Source organism: Streptomyces sp. Inha503, from assembly GCF_047215865.1.
Lineage (GTDB): Bacteria > Actinomycetota > Actinomycetes > Streptomycetales > Streptomycetaceae > Streptomyces > Streptomyces lycopersici.
Map to the genome: position 1 here is coordinate 1,876,489 of NZ_CP178360.1, position 26,584 is coordinate 1,903,072.

Sequence of the window (26,584 nt, forward strand, 5' to 3'; positions counted from 1 at the left end):
CTCAGCCCTTGACCTCCGTCCAGGCCCGGGTCCACTGGGCGTAGTCGGTGCAGGTGGCGTCCTTACGGCCGTCGAGGCACTCCTTGATGGGCGTGGTCCAGAAGTGGACGCGCTGGAAGTACTTCTCGTCGTCCGCGTGGAAGATCGCGCAGTGGTTCGGGTCGGAGGTCTCGGCGCACGCCTTACGGTTGGACGGAGCCTCGCCGAAGTACTCCGCGACCTGGGCGTTGACCTTGGGCGAAACGATCCAGTCGAGCCACTTGTAGGCGCAGTTGGGGTGCTCGGCCTTGGCGGACACCATCCAGGTGTCGGACCAGCCGGTGGCGCCCTCCTTGGGGAGCACCGCCTTGACCGGGGCCTTCTCGGCCTTGGTGAGGTTGGCGATGACCTGCCAGGTGGTGCCGATGACGCTGTCGCCGCCCTTGAAGGCGGTGATCTCCTTCTGGTAGTCGCTCCAGTACTCCCCCACCGCCTTGTGCTGCTTCTTCAGCAGGGACACGGCCGCGTCGAGCTGCTTCTGGTCGAGCGCGTAGGGGTTCTTGATGCCGAGCGAGGGCTTGGCGCGCATCAGATAGAGCGCGGCGTCGGCGATATAGATGGGCGAGTCGTAGGCGGTGACGTGCCCCCCGTAGCGCGCGGAGTCGTCGAAGACGGCGCGCCAGGAGTCGGGCGCGGGCTTCACCTTGTCGGTGCGGTACATGAGGAGGTTGGCGCCCCGGCCGTGCGGAATGCCGTACATCCGGCCGTCCTTGGAGTTGAACGGCTGGTTCTTGAGGGCCGGGAAGACGTCCTTGTAGTTGGGGACCAGTTTGGTGTTGACGGGGGCCGCGTCGCCGGAGGCGATGAGGCGCAGGGTGGCGTCGCCGGACGCGGAGACCGTGTCGTACTGCCCGGTCTTCATCAGCGAAACCATCTCGTCGGAGGTGCCGGCCGTCTTGGTGTTCACCTGGCAGCCGGTCTTCTTCTCGAACGGGTGAACCCAGTCCACCTTGGGGTCGTTGGAGCCGTCCTCGGCGTAGCCGGCCCAGGCGATGATGTTGACCTTGCCCTCGCCCTTGCCGAGCTTGTCGGGTGCGTGGCCGCCCTTGTCATCGTCGCCGCCCGAGCCGCACCCGGCCGCGGTCAGCAGCAGCGCGCAGACGGCGGCCGCGGACCTCCACGCAGACGTCTTCCGTTTCCGCATCCGGTCCTCCTCGTCCCACTAGGCACTTGAGGCCCGGCCAGTATCGGGCCGGCGATGGGCCCTCGCCAGGGTGCCGTCGGCAATGACAAGGTCAACTCGGTACCGGGAAGGCGTCCTTCTCGTCCCAGGACAACCCGATCTCGCCGCCCGGGCGGGCGGATTGAGGGAGTCCGGTGAGGTTCTGGCGGAGCACGGTGAGCCCGTCGCCGTGCGGAAGCGCGATGGTGAAGCGGGTGTGCGCCCCGGCGTGCACGATATCGGTGACGCGCCCCGTGACGGTCCGTCGGCCGTCAGCGGATGCCGCGGCTTCGGCGGGCGGCTCCACGGGCTCGGTGAGCAGGATCCGCTCGGGCCGGATGGAGTACGTGCCGGGCCGGCCCACGACACGCACCGCGGCCTCGCCGCGCAGCAGGTTGGTGGTGCCGACGAAGCCCGCGACGAAGGCGGTGGCGGGGCGTTCGTACACCTCGACCGGCGGGCCGGTCTGCTCGATGCGGCCGTCGCGGACCACGGCGATGCGGTCGCTCATGGTCAGCGCCTCGTCCTGGTCGTGGGTGACCAGGAGGAAGGTGATGCCGGTGGTGCGCTGGAGCTCCTTGAGTTCGGTCTGCATCTCCTGCCGCAGCGCCAGGTCGAGCGCGCCGAGCGGTTCGTCGAGCAGCAGCACGGCGGGCCGGTCGACGAGGGCGCGGGCGAGCGCGACGCGCTGGCGCTGGCCACCGGAGAGCTCGGCGGGGCGGCGGGTGGCGAAGCCGTCCAGCCGTACGGTGGTCAGCGCCTCGCGGGCGCGGGCGAGCCGCTCGGCCTTGCGGACGCCGCGCACGGTCAGGGAGTAGGCCACGTTCTGCTCGACGCTCATATGCGGGAAGAGCGCGTAGTCCTGGAAGACGGTGTGTGCGTCGCGGCGATGGGGAGGCGTCGCGGTGACGTCGTCCCCGGCGAGTTCGATACGCCCCGCGGTGGGCTGTTCGAACCCCGCGACCAGCCGCAGCAGGGTGGTCTTCCCCGAGCCGGAGGGGCCGAGCAGCGAGAAGAACTCGCCCTCGTGGACGGTGAGGTCGACGGCGTCCACCGCGCGCACCGTCCCGAAGTCCTTGGTGACGGCATCGAGCCTAACGGCCGTGCGCGTCGTCGTGGTCCCGGTCCGCGTCCTGGTCTCCGTCTCCGCCACCGACCGCTCCCCTCGCCCTTCGGCTGATCAGGCCCGTGATCGCGGCCCGTGATCGCGGTCACTGTACCGGGGTTACGCGCGCTGCGGTCCCCGTGCCACACTTCTGACACATCGTCAGTTACCAGGAATCGGGAGGGACCGTGCCCCCCACACATATGCCCGTGGTGGACGGGTGGTTCACCGCCGAGGGCGGGGAGTTCCGGCTGCTGGGGACGTGCTGCCGGGACTGCGGGGCGGTGTACTTCCCCCGGGAGGACGCCCTCTGCCGTGCCCCGGGCTGCTCCGGAACCGAGCTGGCGGAGGTTCCGCTGTCCCGCCGCGGGCGGGTGTGGTCCTACACCGACGGCCGCTACCGGCCACCCGCCCCCTACCCCTCCGACCCCGAGCGCACATGGCGGCCCTACACACTGATCGCCGTGGAGCTGGCCGCCGAGCGGATGGTGGTGCTGGGGCAGGGCGCCCCCGGGGTGGACCTGGCCGATCTGGCCATCGGTATGGAGGTCGAGGTGGTGCCGGGGGTGCTGGCCGAGGAGGACGGGCGCACCCTCACCACCTGGCACTGGCGGCCCGTTCCCGAGGAGGGGCCCGTTCCCGGGGAGGCGTCATGACCGGTGAGGTGGCGGTGCTCGGCGCCGGGATGCACCCCTGGGGCAAGTGGGGCCGCTCCTTCGTGGAGTACGGCACGAAGGCGGCGCGGGCCGCGCTCGCGGACGCCGGGCTCGAATGGTCCGCGATCCAGTCCGTGGTCGGCGCCAACACCGTGCGCTGCGGCTATCCGGGGCAGGTCGCGGGCGCGACCTTCGCCAAGGCGCTGGGCTGGCAGGGCGCCCGTGTCACCAGCGTGTACGCGGCCTGCGCGTCCGGCGCGCGGGCCATCGACACCGCCCGCGCCCAGATCCTGTCGGGCATGGCGGACACCGTGTTGGTGGTGGGCTCCGACGCGGCGCCCAAGGGGTTCTTCGCGCCCGCGGGCGGTGAGCGGCCGGACGATCCGGACTGGCTGCGCTTCCGGGTGCTGGGCGCCACCAACCCCGCCTACTTCGCGCTCTGGGCACGCCGCCGGATGGCGCTGTACGGCGACACGGCCGAGGACTTCGCGCGGGTGAAGGTGAAGAACGCGGCCGCGGGCGCCGCCAATCCGTACGCCCGCTACCGCTCCCCCGTCACCGCCGAGGAGGTCGCCGCGTCGCCGGTGGTCGCCGATCCGCTGCGGCTGCTGGACATCTGCGCGACCTCCGACGGGGCGGCGGCGCTGGTGCTCGGCAGCGTGGAGACGGCTCGGCGGCTCGGGATGGCGCGCCCGGTCCGCGTCCGCGCCGTCTCGTCGGTCTCCCCCACCCATCCGCGCACCGCGCTGGACCTGCCGGACATCGCCACCGACTCCGCCCCGCCGGGCTCCCCCGCACCCGATCCGTTCCGGCCCTCCATCGCGCGGGCGGCGTACGAGGAGGCGGGTCTCGGACCGGAGGATCTGTCGCTGGCCGAGGTGTACGACCTGTCCACGGCCCTGGAGCTGGAGTGGTACGAGGACTTGGGGCTGTGCGCGCCCGGGGAGGGCGCGAAGCTGCTCCGCGAGGGGGCGACGGCGCCGGGCGGGCGGATCCCGGTCAATCCGAGCGGGGGTCTCGCGTCCTTCGGGGAGGCGGTTCCGGCGCAGGCCATCGCCCAGGTGTGCGAGCTGACCTGGCAGCTGCGCGGGCAGGCGGGCGAGCGGCAGGTGCCGGGCGCGCGCGCCGGGATCACCGTCAACCAGGGGCTGTTCGGACACGGTTCGTCGGTCGTCGCGGTCCGCTGAGCGGTCAGCTGAGCGGCGCCCGGACGGCAACCGCCCGGTGGCTGTCAGATGGCTGTTCAGTGACAGCCAGGTGTCCAAGTGGCGCCCGCGTGCGCGGCGATACCAGGGCAACGCCCTTACGGTTGTCACGAACACCGTTGCCGTCCATCACCTTGACGCCCCCTGACCCCCGGTGAACACTGCTGCGGTGTCAGTCGGCGTCGCCGCGCGCAGACTCTCTCCACGGTCACTCCCACGGGCGATTCCGATGCACCCGCACGCTCGAAACGACCCAGCACGGAGGACCGGGGCCGTCCGCCCCGGGCGAGGTCCTAGGAGCCGCCATGAGCAATGGGGACATCTTCACCGGTGAGGTCATCGGCACCGCGATACTGATTCTCTTCGGCGCCGGTGTGTGCGCCGCCGTCACCCTGAACCACTCCAAGGCCAAGTCGGCCGGGTGGATCGTGGTCGCCTTCGGCTGGGGCTTCGGCGTCATGGCCGGCGCGTACACCGCGGCCCCGCTGTCCGGCGCCCATCTCAATCCGGCGGTGACCGTGGGCGTCGCCGTGGACACCGGGGACTGGGACAAGGTGCCGCTCTACATCCTCGGGCAGCTGGTGGGCGCCGTGATCGGCGCGGTGCTGACCTGGGCGCTGTACTACGCGCAGTTCGCCGCCAACACCGACGAGAAGACCGCCCTGCCCACGCTCGGGGTCTTCTCCACCGTCCCGGAGATCCGGAACCCGGTGGCCAACCTCGTGACCGAGATCATCGCGACGGCCGCGCTGGTGCTGCCGCTGCTCGCGTTCGGCCAGGTCGAGGGCATCGGGATCGGTCCGGTCACCGAGGGCGGCGGCACCGTGGTCCTCGGCTCGGGCATCTCCGTCCTGCTCGTCGCCTTCCTGGTGGTCGGCATCGGCCTCTCCCTGGGCGGGCCCACCGGCTACGCCATCAACCCGGCGCGCGACCTCGGGCCGCGCCTCGCCCACGCCCTGCTGCCCATCCCCAACAAGGGCACCTCGGACTGGGGTTATGCCTGGATACCGGTGGTGGGCCCGCTGATCGGGGCCGTGCTGGCGGGTCTCGTCTTCAACGCAGCCTTCTGACCGAAGGAGACGCCATGCCGCATCCGACGGACACCTACGTCGCCGCGATCGACCAGGGCACCACGTCCAGCCGCTGCATCATCTTCGACCGGAACGGCGCGATCGTCGCCGTCGACCAGCGCGAGCACCGCCAGATCTTCCCCAAGCCCGGCTGGGTGGAGCACGACGCCACCGAGATCTGGTCCAAGGTGCAGGCCGTGGTGGCCGGTGCGCTGGCCAAGGCGGGGCTGCGGGCCGACGAGCTGACCGCGCTGGGCATCACCAACCAGCGCGAGACGACGGTCCTGTGGGACCGCCGTACCGGCAAACCGGTGCACAACGCGATCGTCTGGCAGGACACCCGCACCTCCGGCCTGTGCGAGGAACTCGGCGGCGAGGTGGGGCAGGACCGCTTCCGGGACACCACCGGACTGCCGCTGGCCAGCTACTTCTCCGGCCCCAAGGCCGCCTGGCTGCTGGACCATGTGCCCGGGCTGCGCCGCCGCGCCGAGATGGGCGAGATCGCCTTCGGCACCATCGACTCCTGGCTGATCTGGAACCTCACCGGCGGCACCGACGGCGGGGTGCACGTCACCGATGTGACCAACGCCGGACGCACCCTGCTGATGGATCTGCGGACCCTCCAGTGGGACACCTCGATCCTCTCCACGATGGGTCTCCCCGAGGCGATGCTGCCGGAGATCCGCTCCTCCGCCGAGGTGTACGGCACGGCGGTCGGGCAGTTGGCCGGGGTGCCGGTGGCCTCCGCGCTCGGCGATCAGCAGGCGGCCGTCTTCGGCCAGACCTGCTACGGCGTCGGCGAGGCCAAGAACACCTATGGCACCGGCAGCTTCCTGCTGCTGAACACCGGTGACCGCCCGGTGCCGTCCAAGAGCGGGCTGCTGACCACGATGGGCTACCGGCTCGGCGGCGAGCGGCCCGTCTACTGCCTGGAGGGATCGATCGCGATCACCGGCGCGCTGGTTCAGTGGTTCCGCGACCAGCTGGGCATCATCCGCTCCGCCGACGAGATCGAACCGCTCGCGGCGAGCGTGGACGACAACGGCGGGGCGTACATCGTCCCGGCCTTCTCGGGTCTTTTCGCCCCGTACTGGCGCTCGGACGCCCGTGGTGTGATCACCGGCCTCACCCGCTATGTCACCAAGGCGCATCTGGCCCGCGCCGTCCTGGAGGCGACCAGCTGGCAGACGCGCGAGGTGGTCGACGCGATGTACCAGGACTCCGGGGTGCGGATCAGCACGCTCAAGGTCGACGGCGGCATGACCGCCAACGGGCTGCTGATGCAGCACCAGGCCGATGTGCTGGGCGTCCCGGTGATCCGTCCGGTGGTCGCCGAGACCACCTGTCTGGGCGCGGCGTACGCGGCGGGGCTCGCCACCGGCGCCTGGCAGGACCTGGACGAGCTGCGGGCCCACTGGAAGCGGGATGCCGAGTGGACCCCGCGGATGACCGAGGAGGAGCGGACGCGCGAGTACGGCAACTGGCGCATGGCGGTGGAGCGCAGCTTCGGCTGGCACCGGGAGGGGCAGTCGGCCGAGGGCTCCTGAGCCGCACCCGGCTCCGGCGGACTGCGGCCTGGTACGGCCGGCCCGAACGGCGGCCCGTACCCCGGACGGCGGGGTGCGGGCCGTGCCGTTCAGCCCCGCGCGGAAGCCAGCATCGCGTGCTCCACCACCGAGATCAGCACATGCTTGGCCGACTCGCGCTCCCGGGCGTCGCACAGGACGACCGGGGTGCCCGGGTCGAGGTCCAGGGCGTCCCGCACCGAATCCTCCGGATAGCGGTCGGCCCCCTCGAAGCAGTTGACGGCCACGGTGAAGGCGATGTCCCGCCGCTCGAAGTAGTCGATCGCGGCGAAGCAGTCCTCGAGCCGGCGGGTGTCTGCCAGCACCACCGCGCCCAGCGCGCCGGTGGCCAGCTCGTCCCACAGGAACCAGAACCGGTCCTGGCCCGGTGTGCCGAAGAGATAGAGCACCAGGTCCTCGCGGAGCGTGATGCGCCCGAAGTCCATGGCGACGGTGGTGGTCGTCTTGGACTCCACCCCCGCGATGTCGTCGACCGGCCGGCCCGCCTCGGTGAGGATCTCCTCGGTGCGCAGCGGTCTGATCTCGCTGACCGCGCCCACCAGGGTCGTCTTGCCCACCCCGAAGCCGCCGGCCACCAGTATCTTCAGTGTGACCGGTTCGACGATATGAGGGCGGCCCAGGTCAGAGTGCCCGTAGACCATTGATCACCTCGCGCAGAATCCTCTCGTCCGGCAGTTCCGCCGGAGGTACGGGCCGGGACACTCGGACGAGTGCGGCGTGGAGCAGATCGCCGATGAGCACACGGATCACGCCGATCGGAAGGTCGAGCTCGGCCGCCAGTTCGGCGACGGACTGCGGGCTGTCCCGGCTCAGTTCGACGATGTCGATGTGTTCCGGGGACAGCGTCTGGTCGGCGACGGTCCGGTGGGTCGCGCTGTCGGCCACGACGACAGCGATCAGATCCAGCTTCTCCTCGGCGGCGCTGCGGGTGCGTCCCCGCGTCATCGCATAGGGCCTGACCACCGGTCCCGCCGCGTCGTCGAACCACCGGGCGGCGCGCTCCGGGTCTCCGCTCATTTCCCCCGGCCTCCGTCACCCGGTGGAGCGCGGGGCCGAGCCCAGATGCATGCCCACCCGCTTGACCAGAAGCGTCATCTCGTACGCTATCTGGCCCACATCGGAGTCGGCGTCGGCCAGGACGGCGAGACAGCTGCCGTCGCCGGCCGCGGTGACGAACAGGAAGGCGTCGTCGAGCTCGACGATGGTCTGCCGGACCCGGCCGACGTCGAAGTGGCGGCCGACGCCCTTGGCGAGGCTGTGGAAGCCCGAGGCCACGGCGGCCAGATGTTCACCGTCCTCCCGGGACAGATCGCGTGAGCCGCCCGTGAGGAGCCCGTCCCCGGACAGCACCAGCGCCTTGCGGATGCTGCCCACTCTTCCGACCAGTTCGTCCAGCAGCCAGTTCAGCTCGCCCGACGCGTTGGGCGATCCGTTGGGCGCTGCGGCGTTCGATGCGGTCATCGACCGTCCCCCTCTTGTGTCGTTCCCGGACTTACGTCCGCGCCTCCGGATCCGGTGGCCGACTGCCGCCGACCGCGCTGCCAACCCCGTTGGAGCGAGGCCATGGTGGCCCTCGCCTGCTCGGCTTCGCGCTCGGGATCGTTCTCGGCAGGGGTTCGGTCGTCGGTCGGGGGTGCGGGGTCGTTCTTCAGCTGCGGGGCCAGGCTCGCCTGCCGGACCCGCTTGGGGAGGCCGGAGGCCGCCCGCTGGGTGGGCACCGGGCTCTCCTCCGGTCCCCGGCGCTCCGGCCCCGTGCGCCGCGGGCCCTGGTCACGGCCCTGGGCCTGGTCCTGGCCCTGGCGCTCGGAGCGCTCGGCCCAGGACGGCTGCCCCGGGCCCTGGGTACGGCTCTGCCGTCCGCCGGACGTGCCCTCGACCGGCCGGCCGTGGTCGGCGACCAGGACCGGCGGGACACGGCGGGGCAGCGGCGCGGGGCCGCCGCCCGGTTCCGGGCCCGGGCCGTCCGGAGCCTGCTGGTGCTGCTCCACGGTGGACGGAACGGGTCCGGTGCGCGTGGACTGGCGCGTCTTGAGGCCGCGGGCGCGGAAGATGCCGCCCACTTCGTCGTCCTCGTCGGCGTCGTCGTGGTGGGCCTCGTGGGTCAGGGACGCGGTCAGCGAGGCGAGCTGGGAGGCCGGCTCGGCCTCGTCGGCGGGCCCGAGCCGGACGTCGCCCACGCCGCGCCGCGCGGTGTCGGTGTGACGGCCGCCGGTGTCGCGGCCGTCGGTGTCCCCCCGGGCGCCGTCGTCGGTGAGCAGATTGGCGGGGATGAGCACGATGGCCGTGGTGCCGCCGTACGGGGAGGGCTGGAGCGAGACCCGCACCCCCTGCCGCTGGGCGAGCCGGCTGACCACGAACAGCCCGAGCCGGTCGGTGTCGGACAGCTCGAACTCGGGGGTCTCGGCCAGCCGGAGGTTGGCCTCCAGCAGCGCGTCGGGCGTCATGCCGAGACCGCGGTCGTGGATCTCCAGGGTGAAGCCCTTGGCGACCCGCTCGCCGTGCACCTGGACGGCGGTGTGCGGCGGCGAGAAGACGGTGGCGTTCTCCAGGAGTTCGGCGACGAGGTGGGTGAGGTCGCCGACGGCCGGGCCGACGACCGCGAGCCGGGGCAGCCGGCGGATCTCGATCCGCTCGTAGTCCTCCACCTCGGCGACGGCGGCGCGCACGACGTCCATCAGCTGGATCGGCTTGCGCCACTGCCGGGAGGGGGCCGCGCCGGAGAGGATGACCAGACCCTCGGCGTGCCGCCGCATACGGGTGGTCATATGGTCCAGGCGGAACAGGTCGGACAGCTCGTCGGTGTCCTCGGTGCGCCGCTCCATGGTGTCCAGGAGGGTGAGCTGACGGTGCAGCAGCACCTGGCTGCGGCGGGCGAGGTTGACGAAGACCTCGGAGACGCCCTGGCGGAGTTCGGCCTGTTTGACGGCGGCCTCGACGGCGGCCCGCTGGAGGGTGTTGAGGGCCTGGCCGACCTGGCCCATCTCATCGGGGCCGTAGTCCAGCCGGGGGGCTTCGGTCTCCACGTCGATCTGCTCGCCCGCGCCGAGGCGGCGCATCACGCTCGGCAGCCGGACGCTGGCGACCTCCTGGGCGTCCCTGCGCAGCCGGGACAGATCGCGGACCAGGCTGCGGCCGATCCGGAACGAGACGAAGATGGAGACGATGAGGGCGACCAGGCCGAGGATGCCGGCGATACCCGCCTTGAGCATCACGCTGTTGGCCACCGGGTCGATGCGCTTCTGGAGCCGGTCGGTGGCCTCCTCGCCCAGCCGGTCGTAGTCGTTGAGGACGGGCTGGGCCGCGGCCTCCCAGTGCTCCTGGTCCAGCGACTTGATGGCCGTGGCGGGGTCCATCGAGGAGAGGATCTTGCCCTCGGCCACGCGCAGGGCGGCGGGGGCGGCGTTGGTGCGCCGGTAGTCGGCGAAGACCTTCTGCTCGGAGTCGGGGAGGATCGGCAGGTTGATCTCGTAGAGCAGGGTGCGCTCGGCGATGAGGTCGGACATCGCCTGGAGGTCCGCCAGGGACATCTTGCGCGCCGTCAGCGCCGAGACGTACAGCGCGTCCTCGCGGGAGAGCGCCTCCCGGGCGCGGATCATGGCGACCAGCGCGCGGCCCTGTTTGTCGAGGTCGGTGTCGGGCACCGCGTGGAGGGAGCTGCGGAAGGTGTAGCAGAGGTCGACGAGCTTGTTGTAATACTCATACGCCTGGGTCGGGGAGATGCCGTCGTCCTCGACCTTGCGGCGCAGACTGTCCAGTCCGTCCGCGGCCTTGAGGATGTTGTCGAGCTGTTCCTCGGAGTCGTCGTTCATCTTGCCGTGCACATCGCCGTCCGACTCGGCGGCCCGCAGCTTGTCGATCGCCTGGTCGGTCTTGCGCTGGAGGGAGTGGAGCACGGGCAGGGCGTCCGACTGCCGCGGATCGGCCAGCAGGATGAGCGTCTGCCGGCGCTCCTTCTGGACGGCGTGCACCGCGTCCTCGGCCGGCTGGCCCGCCTTGTCGATGATGTCGGACGCGTCCACCAGTTGCATTGCCTCGCGACCGGTGATCACCGTGGCGAACGCCCATATCGCCGTCAGCGACACGAGCGGCACCAGCAACAGCGCCACGATCTTCCTGCGGATGGACTTACCGCGAAAGCGCATGGCCTCCCTAACGTCAACCCCGAATTCCAGGGGCGGGGTTCCGAGTTCCGACATCGAGCGGGCGCGAGCCTACTACTGCCGGTTGGTCAGTTCGAAGGCATGTCCACTTGATGCAGGGAGTCCCTTACAGCCCGTGATCGGGAGTTGTCGGGCGATTCCCCGACTTACCCCCCACCGCTCGGCGCCCCTCCCCCGGACACCGCATACGGCCATTCGGCCGCGCTTGGCTTGTTTTCCCCTCCCCAGGGGAACCCGTGGTCGGTGCCATTCGTGATCCAACGGGGCACACTAGGGGGGCATACGACCCAAGTCCCGCTATCTGACTCGGCCGCACCGGGGCAGAGCATGGAAAGGGGTGGGAGCGTCATGGACGCGATGGACAAGGATCGCGACATCCCGGCGCACGGGGTCCGGCCGTTGTGGACCGAGGAGCCGGCGCGCAGGCGGCGGCTGCCCGATCCCGTCCGTACGGCGGCGGTGCGGGCGGTCATCATCATCGCCGTGACACTGGTGGAGGTGATGGTGGCCCTGCTGTGCACCCTGGCGGGCTCATGGTCCGCCTTTCCCGTCGTGCTCGCCACGGTGGCGAGCACGGTGGTGGCGACCTGGGGGGTGCTGGACGTGTGGGTGACCCGGCAGGTCTGGCGCCAGCGCTACGGGGTGGTGTCCCGGCCCAGCAGCACGGCCCGCGAGATGCGTCGCCGACGCCGCCGGGAACGGGCCCGTGAGGCGGATCCGACGGTCACCCCCCGGCCGGCTGCGGAGCGCGGGCCAGCTCGCGGCGCAGCCGCATGAAGGGCCGGGGCCGGTCCACGCCGAGGGCGGCGGTGGGAATCCCGTCACGTTCGTAGACGGCGAGGAAGCCGCCGCCGTCGGCAGGGTCCCCCTCGAGGATCCGGACCGTGTCCCCGGGTTCGCGCCGCCCGGCGTACTGGATGCGCGCGCCGTACTGGTCGGACCAGAAGTAGGGGAGCGCGTCGAAGCGTTCGACGGTGGACCCGGCGAGCAGATTGCGGGCGGCCACGTCGCCCTGGAGCATGCTGCTGGTCCAGTGCTCGGCCCGGACGGTGCGGGCGGTGCCCGGCCGGTCCAGCCGGGCCACGTCCCCGACGGCCACGACGTTGGGCAGCGCGGTGACACAGCCCTCGTCGCACCGCACCCCGTCGTCCAGGGCCAGACCGGAGCCTTCCAGCCACCCGGTGACGGGACGCACCCCGACCCCGACGACCACCACATCGGCGGGCAGCACCCGCCCGTCGGAGAGCTCCACACCGGTGACCCGGCCGGCTCCGCGCAGACCGGCCACACCCGTGCCGCACAGCAGCGTGGCCCCGCCCCGCGCGTGCAGCCCGGCGCACACCCGGGCCATCTCCTCGCCCAGTTGGGGCACCAGCGGCAGTGGCGCGGCCTCCACGACGGTGACGTCGAGCCCGAGGGCGGCACAGGAGGAGGCCACCTCGGCGCCGATGAAGCCCGCGCCGATCACCACCGCCCGCTCGGCGCCCGCGCGCAGCTCCGCGCGGAGCCGGAGCGCGTCGTCGAGGGTGCGCAGGGTGTGCACCCCGTCCAGCGGTGGGAGGGGCAGCGTCCTGGGCGTGGCGCCGGTGGCGATGACGACGCCGTCGGTGCGCAGGGCGCGGCCGCCGGTGAGACGGATCTCCCCGGCCGCGGTGTCCAGCGCCTCGGCCCGGACGCCGAGCAGCCACTCGGCGTCCAGCTCGGCCTCCTCCTCGGGGTCGGTGAGGGCCAGCGGCCCCAGACCCCCGCCCGGGTCGCCGTCCCCGGTCAGGAACTCCTTGGACAGCGGCGGGCGGTCGTAGGGGCGGTGGCGCTCCTCGCCGACGACGACCAGCCGCCCGTCGTACCCCTGGGAGCGCAGGCCCCGCGCGGCGTGCAGACCCGCGAGCGAGGCCCCGACCACGGTGACCGTCCTGACCGCCGTCATGCCACGGCTTCTTCCGGCGCCGCGTGCACGGGCTGGCCGGGAACGGTCTGCACCGCGGGGTGGACATACAGCATTCCGTCCACGACCGTGACAGCGTGGGTCCGTACGGGCTTACGGGCGGGCAGACAGGTCGGCTCGCCGGATCGCAGATCGAACAGCGCGGCGTGCAGCGGGCATTCCACGTAGCAGCCTTCCAGCCACCCGTCGGAGAGGGAGGCATCCTGGTGGCTGCAAGTGTCATCGATGGCGTAGAACGCACCGTCGGTGTGGAACACCGCGATCGGCGCGGTGGCATCGCCGGCCTCGATACGCACCGACTCACCCTCCGGCAGGTCCTCGATACGGCAGACGGGAATCATTGGCCCCCCTCACGTTGATCGGTATCATGCGTTGTGGATAGTGCACTGAAAAGCGCGATGCGCAACAGAATCCAGATCGGGAAGGCAGCCGTCAAGAGTTCCCCGGCCCGAGGGGCCCCACGCAGAGCCGCCGGATGGTGAGATCAGAACCATGACGAACACGACCGAGGATCGGGCCGAGGAGAAGCGGGGGGCCGCCGGGGCAGTGCAGTCGGTGGACAGGGCGGTCAGCGTCCTGGAGATCCTTGCCAGACTCGGCGAGGCCGGAGTGACCGAGATCGCCGACGAGCTGGGGGTCCACAAGTCGACCGCCTTCCGGCTGCTCGGCGTACTGGAGAACCGCGGACTCGTCGGGCAGGAGCGGGACCGGGGGAAGTACTACCTGGGCGCCGGGGTGCTCAGACTCGCGGGCGCCGCCGCCATCCGCCTGGACATCTCGCAGGAGGGCGCCCCGGTGTGCCGGGCGCTGGCCGACGAGACCGGCGAGACGGCCAATATCGCCGTCCTGGACGGGGACGCGGCGGTCAACATCATGCAGGCGCGCGGCGCCGCCGCGGTGACCGCCTTCAACTGGCTGGGGCGGCGCACCGCGCTGCACGCGACCGCGAGCGGCAAGGTGCTGCTCGCGCATCTGTCGGGCGAGCGCCGGGAGCGACTGGTGACGCGGAAGCTGCCGCGGTTCACCGAGCACACCATCACCACCTCCGCCGAGTTGCGGCAGCAGCTGGAGACCGCGGCCGAGCGCGGGTTCGCCTACTCCTGCGAGGAGCTGGAGATCGGGCTGAACGCGGTGGCGGCGCCGGTGCGCGGCCACGACGGCGCGGTCATGGGGGCGATCGGCGTCTCGGGACCGGCGTACCGGATGGCCCAGAGCCGGCTGCCCGATCTGGCCGAGTACGCCGTGAAGACCGCCGAGGAGCTGTCCCGGCGGATGGGCTTCCCCGGCTGAGCCAACCCACCACCCCACCCATCCGACGAGGGGGCCGGACGACTCCGGCCCCCTCGTCACGTCTGTACCCAGGCATTCCGTGAGGCGTGCGATCTACGCGAATTCCCCCGTCAGCGCCGGTTCACAGACGGTTTACGCGCACCCCTTGACCGCGCGGGGCGGCGACTTTCAGGATGTCTCCCATCGCGCAACACGCCGCGCTATACGCAACTGGGGGGTAACCGGCGGCCGTTGAACGGCCTCGGTCTCACCCTCCTTCGAGGCAGTCATGCCAGCTCCCGTGCACCGGTCCCTGCGATCGCAGGAGAACAGAGGAGTGAGCCATGCCGCAAGAAGCCCGCGCCGTCGTCGCGGTCAAAAAGGGCGCCCCGGTGGAAGTGGTGCCCGTTCTCGTGCCCGAGCCCGGTCCCGGTGAGGTGCTGGTGGGAGTGCAGGCGTGCGGGGTGTGCCACACCGACCTGCACTACCGGGACGGCGCGATCGGTGACGAATTCCCGTATCTGCTCGGGCATGAGGCGGCCGGAATGGTCGAGGCCGTGGGCCCCGGCGTCACCGCACTCGCCCCCGGCGACTATGTGGTCCTGGCCTGGCGGGCGCCGTGCGGCGGCTGCCGCTCCTGCCACCGGGGCCGCCCGTGGTACTGCTTCGACAGCCGCAATGCCGCCCAGCCGATGACCCTGACCGACGGCACCCCGCTCAGCCCGGCGCTGGGCATCGGCGCGTTCGCCGAGAAGACGCTGGTCGCGGCCGGACAGGCGGTGAAGATCGACCCCGGGGCACGGCCCGAGGCGGCGGGCCTGATCGGCTGCGGGGTGATGGCCGGGTACGGCGCGGCGGTGCACACCGGCGGGGTGTCCAACGGTGACACGGTCGCGGTCATCGGCTGCGGCGGCGTCGGCAACGCCGCGATCGCCGGGGCCTCGCTGTCCGGGGCCCGCCGGGTGATCGCCGTGGACATCGACGACGCCAAGCTGGACGCGGCGACCCGCTTCGGCGCCACCGACACCGTCAACTCCCGTGGTACGAACCCGGTCGAGGCGGTGCGCGAGCTGACCGGGGGCTTCGGCGCGAACGTGGTCATCGACGCGGTGGGCCGCCCCGAGACCTACACCCAGGGCTTCTATATGCGCGATCTGGCCGGGGTGCTGGTGCAGGTCGGGGTGCCGGACCCGGAGATGCGCATCGATCTGCCGCTGATCGATCTGTTCTCGCGGGGCGGTGCGCTCAAGTCGTCCTGGTACGGCGACTGCCTGCCCAGCCGGGACTTCCCGGTCCTGGTCGACCTCCACCTCAGCCGCAAGCTGGATCTGGAGGCGTTCGTCAGCGAGACGATCACGCTGGACGAGGTCGAGGCCGCGTTCGCGAAGATGCAGCGCGGCGAGGTGCTGCGGTCGGTGGTGGTCCTGTGAACGCGCCATTGAATTCCCGTGTTGTGATCGTCGGGGCCGGGATCGTCGGCTGCTCCCTCGCCGATGAGCTGACCGCACGTGGCTGGCGGGACGTCACCGTCCTGGAGCAGGGGCCGCTGCTCGCCCCCGGCGGCTCGACCTCGCACGCCCCCGGTCTGGTCTTCCAGACCAGCCCCTCCAAGACCCTGACCGACCTCGCCCGGTACACCGTGGAGAAGTTCTCCTCCCTCGAGGTCGACGGGCTGCCCTGCTTCAACCCGGTGGGCGGTCTGGAGATCGCCACCAGCGAGGAGCGCTGGGCGGACCTGCACCGCAAGGCCGGTCTCGCGGCATCCTGGGGCGTACGCGCCGAGCTGCTCGGCCCGGCCAGGTGCGCCGAGATGTGGCCGATGCTGGACCCGGAGCGGATCCTCGGCGGCCTCCACACCCCGGACGACGGGCTGGCCCGCGCGCTGCTCGCCTCCCGCGCCCAGATGGAGCGGGCCACCGCGCACGGTGCCCGGTTCCTGGACCGGCACACCGTGACCGCCATCGAGCGGGAGGGCGGCCGGGTGACCGCCGTGGTCACCGACCGGGGCACCTTCCCCGCCGACATCGTGGTCTCCGCCGCCGGTTTCTGGGGCCCGCTGATCGGCGACATGGCGGGGGTCCCCGTCCCCTTGCAGCCGCTGGCCCACCAGTACGCCAAGACCGGGCCGCTGCCCGAGCTCGCGGGGGTGAACGACCCCCGTACGGAGGCGAGCAAGCCGATCCTGCGGTTCCAGGACCGCGATCTGTACTACCGCGAGCACACCGACCGCATCGGCATCGGCAGCTACGCCCACCGCCCGCTCCCCGTGGACCCGGCGCGGCTGCCCGCGTACGACGACGCCCCGGTGATGCCGTCCTCGCTGCCGTTCACCCCGGAGGACTTCGCCCCCAGCTGGGAGGACAGCGTCCAGTTGCTCCCCGCGCTCGGCGCGAGCCGGGTCGAGGAGGGCTTCAACGGCGTCTTCTCCTTCACCCCCGACGGTATGCCGGTGATCGGCGAGTCCCGCGAGGTGCGCGGCTTCTGGCTGGCCGAGGCGGTGTGGGTGACCCACTCCGCGGGCGTGGCCCGGGCCCTGGCCGAGTGGATGACGGACGGTCGGCCAGGCATGGACGTCCATGAATGCGATCTGTACCGCTTCGAGGACGCCCAGCGCTCCCCCGCCTACGTCACCGAGCGGGGTCAGCAGAACTTCGTCGAGGTCTACGACGTCATCCATCCGCTCCAGCCGATGGAGCAGCCCCGTCCGCTGCGGGTCAGCCCCTTCCACGTCCGGCAGCGTGAGCTGGGCGGGTACTTCCTGGAGGCGGCGGGCTGGGAGCGGCCGCACTGGTACGAGGCGAACGCCCCGCTCGCCGAGTCCGTCGAACTGCCCCCGCGCGACGCCTGGTCGGCCCGCTACTGGTCGCCCATCGCCGCCGCCGAGGCCAGGGCCACCCGGGAGCGGGTCGCGCTGTACGACATGACCCCGCTCAAGCGGCTGACGGTCAGCGGCCCCGGGGCGCTGGACTTCCTCCAGCGCATGACCACCAATCAGCTGGCGAAGAAGCCCGGCGCGGTCACCTATACCCTGCTGCTGGACGAAGCCGGGGGCATCCGCAGCGACCTCACCGTGGCCCGGCTCTCCGAGCACCACTTCCAGGTGGGGGCCAACGGCGGGCTGGACATGGACTGGCTGCTGCGCCACGCGCCCGACGACGTGCACATCGCGGACATCACCCCGGGCACCTGCTGCGTCGGCGTCTGGGGCCCGCTCGCCCGGGAACTGGTCCAGCCGCTGACCCGCGACGACTTCTCCCACGAGGCGTTCGGCTACTTCAAGGCCAGGCAGACCTATATCGGCCATGTCCCGGTGACCGCGATGCGGCTGAGTTACGTCGGCGAGCTCGGCTGGGAGCTGTACACCACCGCCGACATGGGGCTGCGGCTGTGGGACACCCTGTGGGAGGCCGGACAGCGCCACGGGGTGATCGCCGCCGGGCGTTCGGCCTTCAACAGCCTGCGGCTGGAGAAGGGCTATCGCGCCTGGGGCCATGACATGACCACCGAGCACGATCCCTACGAGGCCGGGGTCGGCTTCGCCGTCCGGATGAACAAGGGCGACTTCACCGGGCGCGCGGCGCTCGAGGGCCGCTCCGAGGCGACGGCGGCGCGCCGGCTGACCTGTCTCACCCTGGACGACCCGGCCGCGGTCGTCATGGGCAAGGAGCCGGTGTACGCCGATGGCGTCCCGGCGGGCTATGTGACCAGCGCGTCCTACGGCTACACCATCGGCCGGACGGTCGCCTACGCCTGGCTGCCCGCCGCGGCCGCGGCGCCCGGCACCGCCGTCCACATCGAGTACTTCGGCGAGAAGGTGCCCGCGACCGTCGCCGCCGAGCCCCTCTTCGACCCGCGCATGGAGCGCATCCGCCGCTGACACCGAGCGCCGCGGGAGCGGGACACGACCGCTCGGCGGCCCCCTTGGCACTCACCGGTGACACCGCCCACCCCATCGAGCTCTTCGACCCCCGCCGGCCGACCGCCGCGACCGCCTGAGGAGAACCCATGACTGTGGCTCCCGAGTCCCCCGCCATCACGCCCCCCAGTCTGCTCGCCACTCTCCCCGGCCACTGGTACACCGCTCCCGGGGTCTTCCGCCGGGAGCAGGAGCACCTGTTCGAGGCCATGTGGTTCTGCGCGGTGCGCGGGGCCGATCTGGACCGGCCGGGTGCCTTCCGCACCGTGCGGGTCGGCCGGGAGAGCGTGCTGATCACCCGCAACCGGCGGGGGGAGGCGCGGGCGTTCCTCAATATCTGCCGCCACCGCGGCGCCCGGCTGTGCACCGAGGAGTCCGGTACGGTGCGGCGCTCGCTGCAATGCCCGTACCACGCCTGGACCTACGATCTGGACGGCCGGCTCACCGCCGCCCCCAACCTATCGAAGATGCCCGATGTCGACCGGGTCGAGCGCGGGCTGGTGCCGGTACGGCTTCGCGAATGGCTCGGCTATGTCTGGGTCTGCCTGGCCGAGGAGCCACCGTCGTTCGAGGAGACGGTGATCGGGGAGGTGGCCGAGCGGCTCGGCGACGCGGACTCCGTGGAGCGCTACGGCGTGGCGGGGCTGGCGCTGGGCCGCCGGATCTCCTACGACGTCAAGGCCAACTGGAAGCTGATCGTCGAGAACTTCATGGAGTGCTACCACTGCGCGACGATCCACCCCGAACTGACCGAGGTGCTCCCGGAGTTCGCCGACGGGCTGGCGGCTCAGTACTTCGTCGGGCACGGCGCTGAGTTCGCCGAGGAGGCCCAGGGGTTCACGGTGGACGGCAGCGAGGGGTTCGGCCGCTTCGCGGGGATCGCCGACGAGCAGGACCGCCGCTACTACGCGATCACGGTACGGCCGCAGGTCTTCCTCAATCTGGTGCCCGACCACGTGATCATGCACCGGATGTTCCCGCTCGCTCCCGATCGCACGCTGGTCGAATGCGATTGGCTCTACGCACCCGAAGTGGTGGCGTCCGATCGGGATCTTTCGAAGTCGGTGGAGCTGTTCCACCGGGTCAACACCCAGGACTTCGACGCCTGTGAGCGCACCCAGCCCGCCATGAACTCCCGCGCCTACCGCGACGGCGGGGTGCTCGTCCCCAGCGAACACCACATCGGCGCCTTCCACCGATGGGTGACCGACCATGTCCCGACCCCGGAAGCGGAGGAATGCCCGTGACGGACCTCTTCATCGGTGGCCAGTGGACCGGCGCGATCGACGAGCGCACCCGGGAGATCCGCTGCCCGGCCGACGGATCGCTGGTGGCGGTCGTCGACGAGGGCGGCGGCAAGGACGCGGCCGAGGCGGTGGCCGCCGCCCGGCAGGCATTCGACCAGGGGCCCTGGCCCCGTACCCCGGTCGGGGCGCGCGGCGATCTGCTGCTGCGCGTCGCCGCTCTGGTCGAGCGCGACAAGGCGGCGCTCGCCCGCGCCGAGTCCCTGGACACCGGGAAGCGCCTGGCCGAGAGCGACGTCGACATCGACGGTGTGGTGGCGTGCTTCCGCTACTACGGACAGCTGGTGCGCACCGAGGCGGACCGGGTCGTGGACACCGGCAGCGAGCACGCCGTCAGCCGGGTGGTCTATGAACCGGTCGGGGTCTGCGCTCTGATCACCCCGTGGAACTATCCACTGCTCCAGACCGCGTGGAAGGTGGCGCCCGCGCTCGCCGCGGGCAACACCTTCGTTCTGAAACCCAGTGAGCTGACCCCCAGCACCGCGATCGCCCTGATGCGGCTGCTTGCGGAGGCCGGACTGCCGGACGGGGTGGCCAATCTGGTGCTCGGCCCGGGCGCCGAGGCCGGGGCCCCGCTCACCGACAACCCCGATGTGGACATGGTGTCCTTCACCGGGGGCCTGCGGACCGGACGCCGGATCATGGCCGCGGCCGCGGGCACGGTCAAGCGGACCTCGCTGGAGCTGGGCGGCAAGAACCCCAATGTGGTCTTCGCCGACGCGGACTTCGACACGGCCGTGGACTACGCGCTCACCGCGGTCTTCCTCCACTCCGGGCAGGTCTGCTCGGCCGGGGCCCGGCTGCTGGTGGAGGACCCGGTGCACGACGCCTTCGTCGAGGAGGTCGTACGCCGGGCCCGCGGGATCCGGCTCGGCGGGCCGTTCGACGAGCGGGCCCAGACCGGTCCGCTGATCTCGGCGGCGCACCGGGCCAAGGTCGAGGCGTATGTGGCGGCCGGGCTCGCGGAGGGCGCCCGGCTGCGCTGCGGCGGCACCCGCCCCGACGATCCGGCCCTGGCCGACGGCTACTACTTCCTGCCGACCGTCCTCGACCGCTGCCACAGCGGGATGTCGGTGCTGGCCGACGAGTCCTTCGGGCCGGTGCTCACGGTGGAACGTTTCGCCGGTGAGGACGAGGCGGTGCGGCTGGCCAACGACACCGTGTACGGGCTCGCCGGGGCCGTATGGTCCGGCGACGAGGCGCGGGCGCAGCGGGTGGCCTCACGGCTGCGGCTGGGTACCGTCTGGATCAACGACTACCACCCCTGTCTCCCGCAGGCCGAGTGGGGCGGGTTCAAACAGTCCGGGACCGGGCGGGAGTTGGGGCCCAGCGGACTCGCGGAGTACCGGGAGGCCAAGCACATCTGGCGCAATACGCGTCCGCGTCCGCAGGGCTGGTTCGCCTGACCGGGGAGTCCGTCCGGGTCCGATACGCGTCCTCCTCGGCGTCCATCACCCAGACGGTGAACCCCGGTTCGGGGGAGCCCTCCCTGCTCACGGCCGGTCCGCCACCTCGTCGGGCGCCGCCGCGTCCGCCTCGGGGCGGCGGTACATCCGGGTGGCGGTGATCTGGCCGTGGACCTGCTGCTCCTCCTCCGGCTCGCGGACCGGCAGGCCCGGCCGCAGATGCTCCTCGACGCTGATGTACTTCAGTCCGGCCCGCAGATCCGCGTCATTGCGCAACCGGATCACCAGCGGGAACTCGGCCAGCGCGGTGGTGTCGAACAGCCCCGTCGTATAGAGCAGCTGCACTCCCAGCGCGTCCGCCACCGCCCGCTGGAGCTCCAGCAGATAGGTGGCGTTGGCGCGGCCGATGGGGTTGTCGAGGAAGAGCGTGCCCGCGTGGCGGTGCTTGTCCCGGCCCCGGTCGTTGCTGCGCAGGGCCGCCATCGTGCAGTACAGCGCGATGGCGGCGGTCAGCAGCTGCCCGCCGGAGAACACGTCGCCCATCTGCCCCACCGGGACCCGCTCGGCCCGCAGCACCGCGTCCGGTTTCAGGATCTCCACGGCCACCCCGCGCGGCTGGAGCGCGGCATGGACCCCGCGCAGCAGCAGTGACATGCCGTCCCGGCGCAGATCGGAGTTCTTCCGGACGGCGGAGCGGGTGGCCTCGTCGATGACCTCGCCAAGCCGCTCGGTGAGCGTGGCCTGGTCGGGGTCCTCGAAGCGGATCCGCAGGAACTCCTGGCCCGACCACTCGCCGAGCCCCTCCGGGAGCCGGGAGAGCCGCTGCGCCGAACGCAGCGTGGCCAGACAGGACTCGACGAGGCCGCGCAGCCGGTCCACGATCGAGTCGCGGTTGCGCTCCAGCTGCTCCAGCTCGTCGGTGAGCACGCGCAGCCGGGGCGCGAACGCCTCGGCCCAGGCGGCGGCGTGCTCTGGCAGCGCGGCCGCCGGGAGTTCGCGGATCTGCTGGCGGGCGGGGGTGCGCACCTGCTCGTAGCGGGTGGAGTTGGCGTGCCGTACGAGGACGTCGCTCGCCTCCCGCACCGAGGACTCGGCCGCCGAGAGATCGGCGGCGCAGCCGCGCAGTGAGCGGCGGGTCTCGGCGGCGGCCTGACGGGCCTCGGCGAGATCCCCCGCGTACGGCTCGGGCCGCTCGCCGTCGTCCTCCGCGCCGGGGCCGTCCCGCAGCAGATCCCGCAGCAGGGCGGCGGTCTCGTCGAAGCCGCCCGCGGCGTCCTCGGCGGCGCGGTGGGCGCGCACCAGGTCGGCGTGGGCGGTGCGGGCGGTGTCCAGGGCGTCCGTACGGGCGGCCAGTTCGCCATTGGCGGTGCGCAGCAGCTCCTTCGCCTGCTCGGCGTCGGCCGGGACCGTCTCCTCCGGCAGCTCGGTGTGGGCGTCGCCGTCGGCGGGGGCGAGCCGCTCGGCCTCGCCGCGCAGCCGACCCAGCTGCTCGCTCGCCGCCGACGCGCGGCTCTCCAGCATCTGGACCAGCGATTCGGCGCGGGCGGCGGCGGCCTGCCGGGAGGGGCCGTCGGCGCCGTCAGTGCCCTCCAGGAGCTGGGCGGCGCGGGTGCGGACCTTGTTGGTGAGCCGGTCGAGGGTGGCGAGGGCCGCGCTCTCGTCGCTTTCGGCGCGGGCCTGTTCGGCGCGGAGGTCGGCGCCGACGCCGACCTTCTCGTAGACCTGGGAGGCGGCGCGGTACGCCTCGCGGAGCGCGGGCAGCGAGGCGGAGGGCGGCTCGGTGGCCTCGCCGAGGTCGTCGGGGGCGCCCGCGATCTCCGCGCGCTCGGCGCGCAGGGCGCGGGCGGTACGGCGCGCGTCGTCGGCCGCGCGCTGGGCGGCGCGCCGGTCCTCGTCGGCGGCGCGGGCCCGGTCCACGCAGCCCGCGGCGCGCTCCTCGTACTCGACGGCCTCCTCTGCCAGTTCGCGCAGCCGGGTCTGCCAGGTGGCGCGCTCCCGCAGCCGGTACGCCAGACCGGCCAGCGCGTCCGCCACCCGGCGGGCCCGCTGCGCCGCCTCCTGGCGTTCGTCCCGGACGCGGGCGGCCTCGGTGGCGGCCTCATCGGCCTCCGCGCGTGCCGTGCGTGCCTCCACGAGGTCGCTCTGCGCGGTGTCGGCGGCCTCCCGCGCGGTCTCGGCCGCGGCCGCGAGCTCCGCGAGCCGCCCGGTCGGGCAGCCGGTGCGCCAGGAGGCGAGCCGCGCGGACAGCGCCCGGTCCCCGGCCAGCCGCGCGGCGAGCGCCCTGATCTCCTCGTCCCGCGCTGTGGCACGGGCCCGCAGCTCGCGCCGTTCGTCGTCGGCGGCGCGCTCGTCGTGCATCGCCGGGTTCGGCGGCACGAGGAAGACCGCGCTGTCCTCGGCGCCGGGCGTGGGCGTCGGCGCGAGCAGCGCGGCCGACGTCCCGACGGCCACGGCGGACCGCGGCAGCAGCGACGCCTGGCCGAGCACCTCACGGGCGCGGGCGTGGGTGCCGGGGTCGGTGATGACGACGCCGTCCACCAGCTCGGGCCGGGCCGCGAGCACGGCGGCGTGGTCGACGGGGTCCACGGCCTGGGCGAGATAGCGCCAACCCGGGAGCGCGGGGATGCCGTGCTCGCCGAGGAATTCGACGGCCGCCAGCACATCGGCGCTGGGCGGCAACAGCCCCCCGTCACCGAGCGCCCCCAGGATCCGCGCGTCCTCGGCGGCGGCGGTCCGCAGCTCGAACAACTGCCGCTCGGCGGAGCTCACACTCTCCTCGAGCAGCTCCCGCAACGCCTCGGCGTTGCGGTCCAACTCCTCGGCGGTGAGCGGGCCTTCCTCGAGGGGCCGCGGGGCGGGCTGGGGGCGGCGACCACGGTCGCGGTCGCTTTCGGGATCGGGTCCGGGTTCGGGTTCGGGTTCGCTGCCGGGATCGGGGCTCCAGCAGTCGGAGTCGTCGGTGGCGGTGTCGGCGTCGTCGGGGCCGGGCTGGGTGTCGTTGGCGGCGGCGGCCTCCCCTTCGGCCTTACCGCCGTTGCCGACCCGAGCCGACACCTCTCCGGGCGGCCGGGACTCAGCCGCCACAACCCGGGCCCCGCCGCGCGGAACGCCCGCCGGGGCCGCGTGGTTGACGTCGGCCGAGTCCGTCGCGACCCGCGTCCCGGCCCGACCGCCGTCGCCGTGGGAACCGGCCGCCACGGCCGGGGCGCCGTCACGGGGACCGTCGGGGCGCGGGCCGTCATCGTCCGCCAGATCGTCCCCGGCCTCGTCGATCCGCACCGTCACCCGTCCCGCGGGCCGCGACTCCGCCGCGAGCGGACGACGCCCGGGGGCCTCCCCGGGGTCCGCCTCCGCGTCCTCGGCGGACGCCGCTCCATGGCGAGCGCGGCGCGTCTCCTCCGCCTCATCCACCGGTTGGGCATCCGTCCGTCCACCGCCGACGGGGGAGGAGCCGTCCCCCGGCCCCTCGACGCGCCCCGGCACCTCGCCCACCGGGCACGGCTCGCCGAGGGCGCACGAGGCGGCGCCGCCCTCACCGGGCGCCGGGCCGGAGGCGGGACCCGGGCCGGCGCAGTCCTCTGCCGCGAGGCGTTCGCGGGTGTCGGTGGGGGGCTCCTCGGGGGCGTAGGCGTGGTCGTGGGGCGCGGGCTCGCCGTCCACGGGGACCGGGTGGGCGGAGGGGTCCGCGCGGAAGGCGGCGGGGAGTTGGGAGAGTCCGACGTCGTCCGCGTCCTCCTCGTCCACGTGGACCGTGATCCACCCGGTCCGGTCCGAGTCGGTCGGCAGGGCTCGGGCCCCTCGGCGGCCCACGCCGTCCGCGTCCGGAACCCGCACCGTCACCCCGCGCGCCGCGCGCGCGTCCGCCGGTGACGGGCGGGTGGCGGCGGCGCGTGGGGCGGGGACGGCGGCGGACGGCTGCGGCAGGCCCAGCAGTTCGACCAGGCGCTGCTCCGCGCCCAGCGCCTCCGCGGCGCGCCGCTCCGCGTCGTACGCGGACTCCGCGGCCCGCGCCGCGTCCGCCGCTCGCGCCGCGGCCAGTTCGATGCGGGCCTCCTCGGCGGCGGCCGACTTCGCGTGGTCGGCGGTGCGCCGGGCGGTCTCGCGGGCCTCGTCGAACGCGGCGACCGTGGTCTTCTCGGCGTCGCTCGCGGCGAGCGCGGCGCGGGCCGGGTCGGCGTCGGGGGCGGAGTCGTCGAGCCATCCGGCGCGGACGGCCTCGGCGGTCTCCTGCTCGACCTCGGCGAGCCGCTGGCGCAGATGCTCGGCGTCGCTGCGGGCGCGCTGGGCCGCCGTGGCAGCGGAGGTGGCGTCGCGGTGGGCGGCCTCGCCCGCCTCCTGGAGGCCGGCGGAGCGCTCCTCCTCCTCGTTGGCGACCCGCTCGCCGTCCTCAGCGGCCGCGTGCAGGGCACGGACGAGTTCGGCGGCGGCCTTGGCGCGGGCGGCGAGCGCGGGGGCCGCGTCCCGCTCGGCCTCGCGGATGGCGGCGGCCACGCGCGCGGAGCGGTCGGCGGCGGCGCGGTGGCGCAGCACGGTCTCGGCGGCCTGCCAGGCGGAGTGCAGGGTGCGGGCGTCGTTGAGCTCGCGGCGCTGCGCGGCGGCGCCCTTCTCGGCGGCGGCGAGCGCCAGGGAGGCGTGCCGGTAGGCGAGTTCGGCGGCGACGAGGTCGCTGCGGCCGCGCGCCCCCTCGGCGTCGGTGACGGCCTCGGCGGCCGAGGCGACCCGCTCGGCGAGCTCGGCGGCGCGCGCCCGCTCCTCCCCGCCGCGCGCGGACAGCCGCCGGGCGAGCGTACGGGTGCGGCGCTCGGCGCCCGCGTGCACACCGCGCGCCTGCTCACGCCGGTCCGCGGCGTCCGCGATGCGCTGGAGCAGATCGAGCGAACCGGCGGTGAAGTCACGCTCGGCGGTCAGCTCGGCGCGGCGGCCCAGCTTGTGGGCGAAGCCGTGGACGAGGTCGGCGAGCCCGTCCGTGTCGCGGGTGTCGGTGACGGCGCGCAGCAGCAGGTCGGTGAAGTCGGAGTCGTTCTTGACCGCGAAGAGCCCGGCGGCCTCGCCCTCGTCGGCGTTCATCTCCCGCTGGTAGCGGAAGAGTTCGGGGTCGAGGCCGAGCTCGCCGAGGTGTTCGTTCCAGCGCTCGTGGATCTCCACCCAGACCACGTCCAGATGCGGGTACGCCTTGGCGGCCTCCGTAAGGGCGTCACGGAAGCCCTTCATGGTGCGGCGGCGGCCGCGGGCGGTGGAGGCGCCCTCGACGGCGGGCCGCACCGCCGCGGACTCGGCGACCGGCAGCGAGTCCAGGCTCATCCCGGGGCCGGGCCGGAAGGAGTACCACGCCTCGGCGAACTTCCGCGGGTCGTTGGAGACCTGACGGCCGCGCCATTCGCTGACCTTGCCGACCACGACGGTCTCACCGGTGACGGTGTGCTGCCACTCCAGCGCGACATGCCCGCAGTCGTCGGCGAGCAGGAACTTGCGCAGCACACCGGAGCTGGCGCCGCCCAGGGTGTTGCGATGGCCGGGCAGCATGACCGAGAAGATCAGTTTGAGCAGGACGGACTTGCCGCCACCGTTCTCCAGGAAGAGCACCCCGGCGGGGGCGGGGCGGCGCGGCGGGCCGACCGGCTCCTCCTCGAAGAACTCCGCCTGAGTGGGCGCGGGGCTGGGCACCGGCTCGCCGACTCCGCGCAGGTCCAGCACGGTGTCGGCGTAACGCGCACCGGCCGGCCCGATGGAGTAGAGGCGGATCCGGGACAGCTCGTACATG

General features: G+C 72.9%; 19 protein-coding genes. 10 read left to right on the plus strand and 9 right to left on the minus strand.

All coding sequences use genetic code 11. The annotated features are described in order from the left end of the window. Position 1: 1 nt before the first annotated feature. Together ACJX2R_RS07750 and ACJX2R_RS07755 are read right to left on the minus strand one after the other, a co-directional pair. Positions 2-1,183, minus strand: coding sequence for an ABC transporter substrate-binding protein (locus tag ACJX2R_RS07750; protein WP_413099412.1), 1,182 nt, complete (start codon positions 1,181-1,183; stop codon positions 2-4). A 91-nt stretch (positions 1,184-1,274) separates the two neighbouring features. Beyond that, the gene (locus tag ACJX2R_RS07755) at positions 1,275-2,354 is read right to left on the minus strand and encodes an ABC transporter ATP-binding protein (RefSeq protein WP_413099413.1); all 1,080 of its coding nucleotides are present in this window, start codon (positions 2,352-2,354) and stop codon (positions 1,275-1,277) included. A gap of 155 nt (positions 2,355-2,509) precedes the next feature. Here ACJX2R_RS07755 and ACJX2R_RS07760 point away from each other — a divergent pair, with 155 nt between their 5' ends. From ACJX2R_RS07760 to glpK, 4 genes are all read left to right on the plus strand, one after another. Beyond that, complete coding sequence (locus ACJX2R_RS07760; protein ID WP_413105795.1) at positions 2,510-2,962, plus strand: Zn-ribbon domain-containing OB-fold protein; 453 nt, start codon at positions 2,510-2,512, stop codon at positions 2,960-2,962. Next, positions 2,959-4,149 carry a lipid-transfer protein gene (locus ACJX2R_RS07765; protein WP_262705177.1) on the plus strand — a complete coding sequence of 397 codons (1,191 nt, stop codon included), beginning with the start codon at positions 2,959-2,961 and terminating at the stop codon, positions 4,147-4,149. The genes ACJX2R_RS07760 and ACJX2R_RS07765 overlap by 4 nt, the downstream gene beginning before the upstream one ends. A 323-nt stretch (positions 4,150-4,472) precedes the next feature. Further along, entirely contained in the window at positions 4,473-5,237 is a 765-nt protein-coding gene (locus tag ACJX2R_RS07770; protein WP_413099414.1) for an MIP/aquaporin family protein, read from the plus strand. A gap of 14 nt (positions 5,238-5,251) precedes the next feature. Then, complete coding sequence (glpK, locus tag ACJX2R_RS07775) at positions 5,252-6,784, plus strand: glycerol kinase GlpK (RefSeq protein WP_413099415.1); 1,533 nt, start codon at positions 5,252-5,254, stop codon at positions 6,782-6,784. An 89-nt stretch (positions 6,785-6,873) separates the two neighbouring features. Here the strand turns inward: glpK and ACJX2R_RS07780 are convergent, their stop codons facing one another. Genes ACJX2R_RS07780 through ACJX2R_RS07795 form a run of 4 tightly spaced genes read right to left on the minus strand, consistent with a single transcriptional unit; the run spans position 6,874 to position 10,965 of the window. Then, on the minus strand, positions 6,874-7,464 hold the full coding sequence (locus tag ACJX2R_RS07780; RefSeq protein WP_037964151.1) for a GTP-binding protein: 591 nt from the start codon (positions 7,462-7,464) through the stop codon (positions 6,874-6,876). Further along, positions 7,445-7,840, minus strand: coding sequence for a DUF742 domain-containing protein (locus ACJX2R_RS07785; RefSeq protein WP_020873579.1), 396 nt, complete (start codon positions 7,838-7,840; stop codon positions 7,445-7,447). The genes ACJX2R_RS07780 and ACJX2R_RS07785 overlap by 20 nt, the downstream gene beginning before the upstream one ends. Positions 7,841-7,855: 15 nt before the next feature. After that, positions 7,856-8,284, minus strand: a complete 429-nt coding sequence (locus ACJX2R_RS07790) for a roadblock/LC7 domain-containing protein (RefSeq protein ID WP_413099416.1) — start codon at positions 8,282-8,284, stop codon at positions 7,856-7,858. Beyond that, complete coding sequence (locus ACJX2R_RS07795; protein ID WP_413099417.1) at positions 8,281-10,965, minus strand: nitrate- and nitrite sensing domain-containing protein; 2,685 nt, start codon at positions 10,963-10,965, stop codon at positions 8,281-8,283. Before ACJX2R_RS07795 ends, ACJX2R_RS07790 begins: the two co-directional genes overlap by 4 nt. A 345-nt stretch (positions 10,966-11,310) precedes the next feature. Here ACJX2R_RS07795 and ACJX2R_RS07800 point away from each other — a divergent pair, with 345 nt between their 5' ends. Then, positions 11,311-11,760 (plus strand): hypothetical protein, encoded by a 450-nt coding sequence (locus ACJX2R_RS07800; RefSeq protein WP_413099418.1) that lies wholly within the window; start codon positions 11,311-11,313, stop codon positions 11,758-11,760. Here the strand turns inward: ACJX2R_RS07800 and ACJX2R_RS07805 are convergent. Together ACJX2R_RS07805 and ACJX2R_RS07810 are read right to left on the minus strand one after the other, a co-directional pair. Next, on the minus strand, positions 11,708-12,910 hold the full coding sequence (locus ACJX2R_RS07805) for an NAD(P)/FAD-dependent oxidoreductase (protein ID WP_413099419.1): 1,203 nt from the start codon (positions 12,908-12,910) through the stop codon (positions 11,708-11,710). The two genes, ACJX2R_RS07800 and ACJX2R_RS07805, sit on opposite strands and share 53 nt — an antisense overlap. Further along, complete coding sequence (locus tag ACJX2R_RS07810; protein ID WP_044579289.1) at positions 12,907-13,269, minus strand: bifunctional 3-phenylpropionate/cinnamic acid dioxygenase ferredoxin subunit; 363 nt, start codon at positions 13,267-13,269, stop codon at positions 12,907-12,909. The genes ACJX2R_RS07805 and ACJX2R_RS07810 overlap by 4 nt, the downstream gene beginning before the upstream one ends. A 151-nt stretch (positions 13,270-13,420) precedes the next feature. On the opposite strand from ACJX2R_RS07810, the gene ACJX2R_RS07815 reads away from it, so the two are divergent. The 5 genes from ACJX2R_RS07815 (at position 13,421) to ACJX2R_RS07835 (ending at position 20,823) form a co-directional block, all read left to right on the plus strand. Next, positions 13,421-14,218 (plus strand): IclR family transcriptional regulator, encoded by a 798-nt coding sequence (locus ACJX2R_RS07815; protein WP_138912448.1) that lies wholly within the window; start codon positions 13,421-13,423, stop codon positions 14,216-14,218. A 323-nt stretch (positions 14,219-14,541) separates the two neighbouring features. After that, the gene (locus ACJX2R_RS07820; RefSeq protein ID WP_413099420.1) at positions 14,542-15,627 is read left to right on the plus strand and encodes an S-(hydroxymethyl)mycothiol dehydrogenase; all 1,086 of its coding nucleotides are present in this window, start codon (positions 14,542-14,544) and stop codon (positions 15,625-15,627) included. Beyond that, positions 15,624-18,074, plus strand: coding sequence for a GcvT family protein (locus ACJX2R_RS07825; protein ID WP_413099421.1), 2,451 nt, complete (start codon positions 15,624-15,626; stop codon positions 18,072-18,074). Before ACJX2R_RS07820 ends, ACJX2R_RS07825 begins: the two co-directional genes overlap by 4 nt. Positions 18,075-18,202: 128 nt before the next feature. Beyond that, positions 18,203-19,360, plus strand: a complete 1,158-nt coding sequence (locus ACJX2R_RS07830) for an aromatic ring-hydroxylating oxygenase subunit alpha (protein ID WP_413099422.1) — start codon at positions 18,203-18,205, stop codon at positions 19,358-19,360. Then, positions 19,357-20,823 (plus strand): aldehyde dehydrogenase family protein, encoded by a 1,467-nt coding sequence (locus ACJX2R_RS07835; protein ID WP_413099423.1) that lies wholly within the window; start codon positions 19,357-19,359, stop codon positions 20,821-20,823. The genes ACJX2R_RS07830 and ACJX2R_RS07835 overlap by 4 nt, the downstream gene beginning before the upstream one ends. An 87-nt stretch (positions 20,824-20,910) precedes the next feature. On the opposite strand, the gene ACJX2R_RS07840 is transcribed toward ACJX2R_RS07835, so the two are convergent. Then, positions 20,911-26,583 (minus strand): hypothetical protein, encoded by a 5,673-nt coding sequence (locus ACJX2R_RS07840; protein ID WP_413099424.1) that lies wholly within the window; start codon positions 26,581-26,583, stop codon positions 20,911-20,913. Between the last annotated feature and the right edge of the window lies 1 nt (position 26,584).

Bases quoted from the DNA above. Each gene is read 5' to 3' on its own strand.
- ACJX2R_RS07750 (WP_413099412.1), bottom strand. From the start codon at position 1,183: ATGCGGAAACGGAAGACGTCTGCGTGGAGGTCCGCGGCCGCCGTCTGC.
- ACJX2R_RS07805 (WP_413099419.1), bottom strand. From the start codon at position 12,910: ATGACGGCGGTCAGGACGGTCACCGTGGTCGGGGCCTCGCTCGCGGGT.
- ACJX2R_RS07785 (WP_020873579.1), bottom strand. From the start codon at position 7,840: ATGAGCGGAGACCCGGAGCGCGCCGCCCGGTGGTTCGACGACGCGGCG.
- ACJX2R_RS07820 (WP_413099420.1), top strand. From the start codon at position 14,542: ATGCCGCAAGAAGCCCGCGCCGTCGTCGCGGTCAAAAAGGGCGCCCCG.
- ACJX2R_RS07770 (WP_413099414.1), top strand. From the start codon at position 4,473: ATGAGCAATGGGGACATCTTCACCGGTGAGGTCATCGGCACCGCGATA.
- ACJX2R_RS07790 (WP_413099416.1), bottom strand. From the start codon at position 8,284: ATGACCGCATCGAACGCCGCAGCGCCCAACGGATCGCCCAACGCGTCG.
- ACJX2R_RS07840 (WP_413099424.1), bottom strand. From the start codon at position 26,583: ATGTACGAGCTGTCCCGGATCCGCCTCTACTCCATCGGGCCGGCCGGT.
- ACJX2R_RS07780 (WP_037964151.1), bottom strand. From the start codon at position 7,464: ATGGTCTACGGGCACTCTGACCTGGGCCGCCCTCATATCGTCGAACCG.
- ACJX2R_RS07830 (WP_413099422.1), top strand. From the start codon at position 18,203: ATGACTGTGGCTCCCGAGTCCCCCGCCATCACGCCCCCCAGTCTGCTC.
- ACJX2R_RS07815 (WP_138912448.1), top strand. From the start codon at position 13,421: ATGACGAACACGACCGAGGATCGGGCCGAGGAGAAGCGGGGGGCCGCC.
- ACJX2R_RS07810 (WP_044579289.1), bottom strand. From the start codon at position 13,269: ATGATTCCCGTCTGCCGTATCGAGGACCTGCCGGAGGGTGAGTCGGTG.
- ACJX2R_RS07765 (WP_262705177.1), top strand. From the start codon at position 2,959: ATGACCGGTGAGGTGGCGGTGCTCGGCGCCGGGATGCACCCCTGGGGC.
- glpK (WP_413099415.1), top strand. From the start codon at position 5,252: ATGCCGCATCCGACGGACACCTACGTCGCCGCGATCGACCAGGGCACC.
- ACJX2R_RS07760 (WP_413105795.1), top strand. From the start codon at position 2,510: ATGCCCGTGGTGGACGGGTGGTTCACCGCCGAGGGCGGGGAGTTCCGG.
- ACJX2R_RS07795 (WP_413099417.1), bottom strand. From the start codon at position 10,965: ATGCGCTTTCGCGGTAAGTCCATCCGCAGGAAGATCGTGGCGCTGTTG.
- ACJX2R_RS07800 (WP_413099418.1), top strand. From the start codon at position 11,311: ATGGAAAGGGGTGGGAGCGTCATGGACGCGATGGACAAGGATCGCGAC.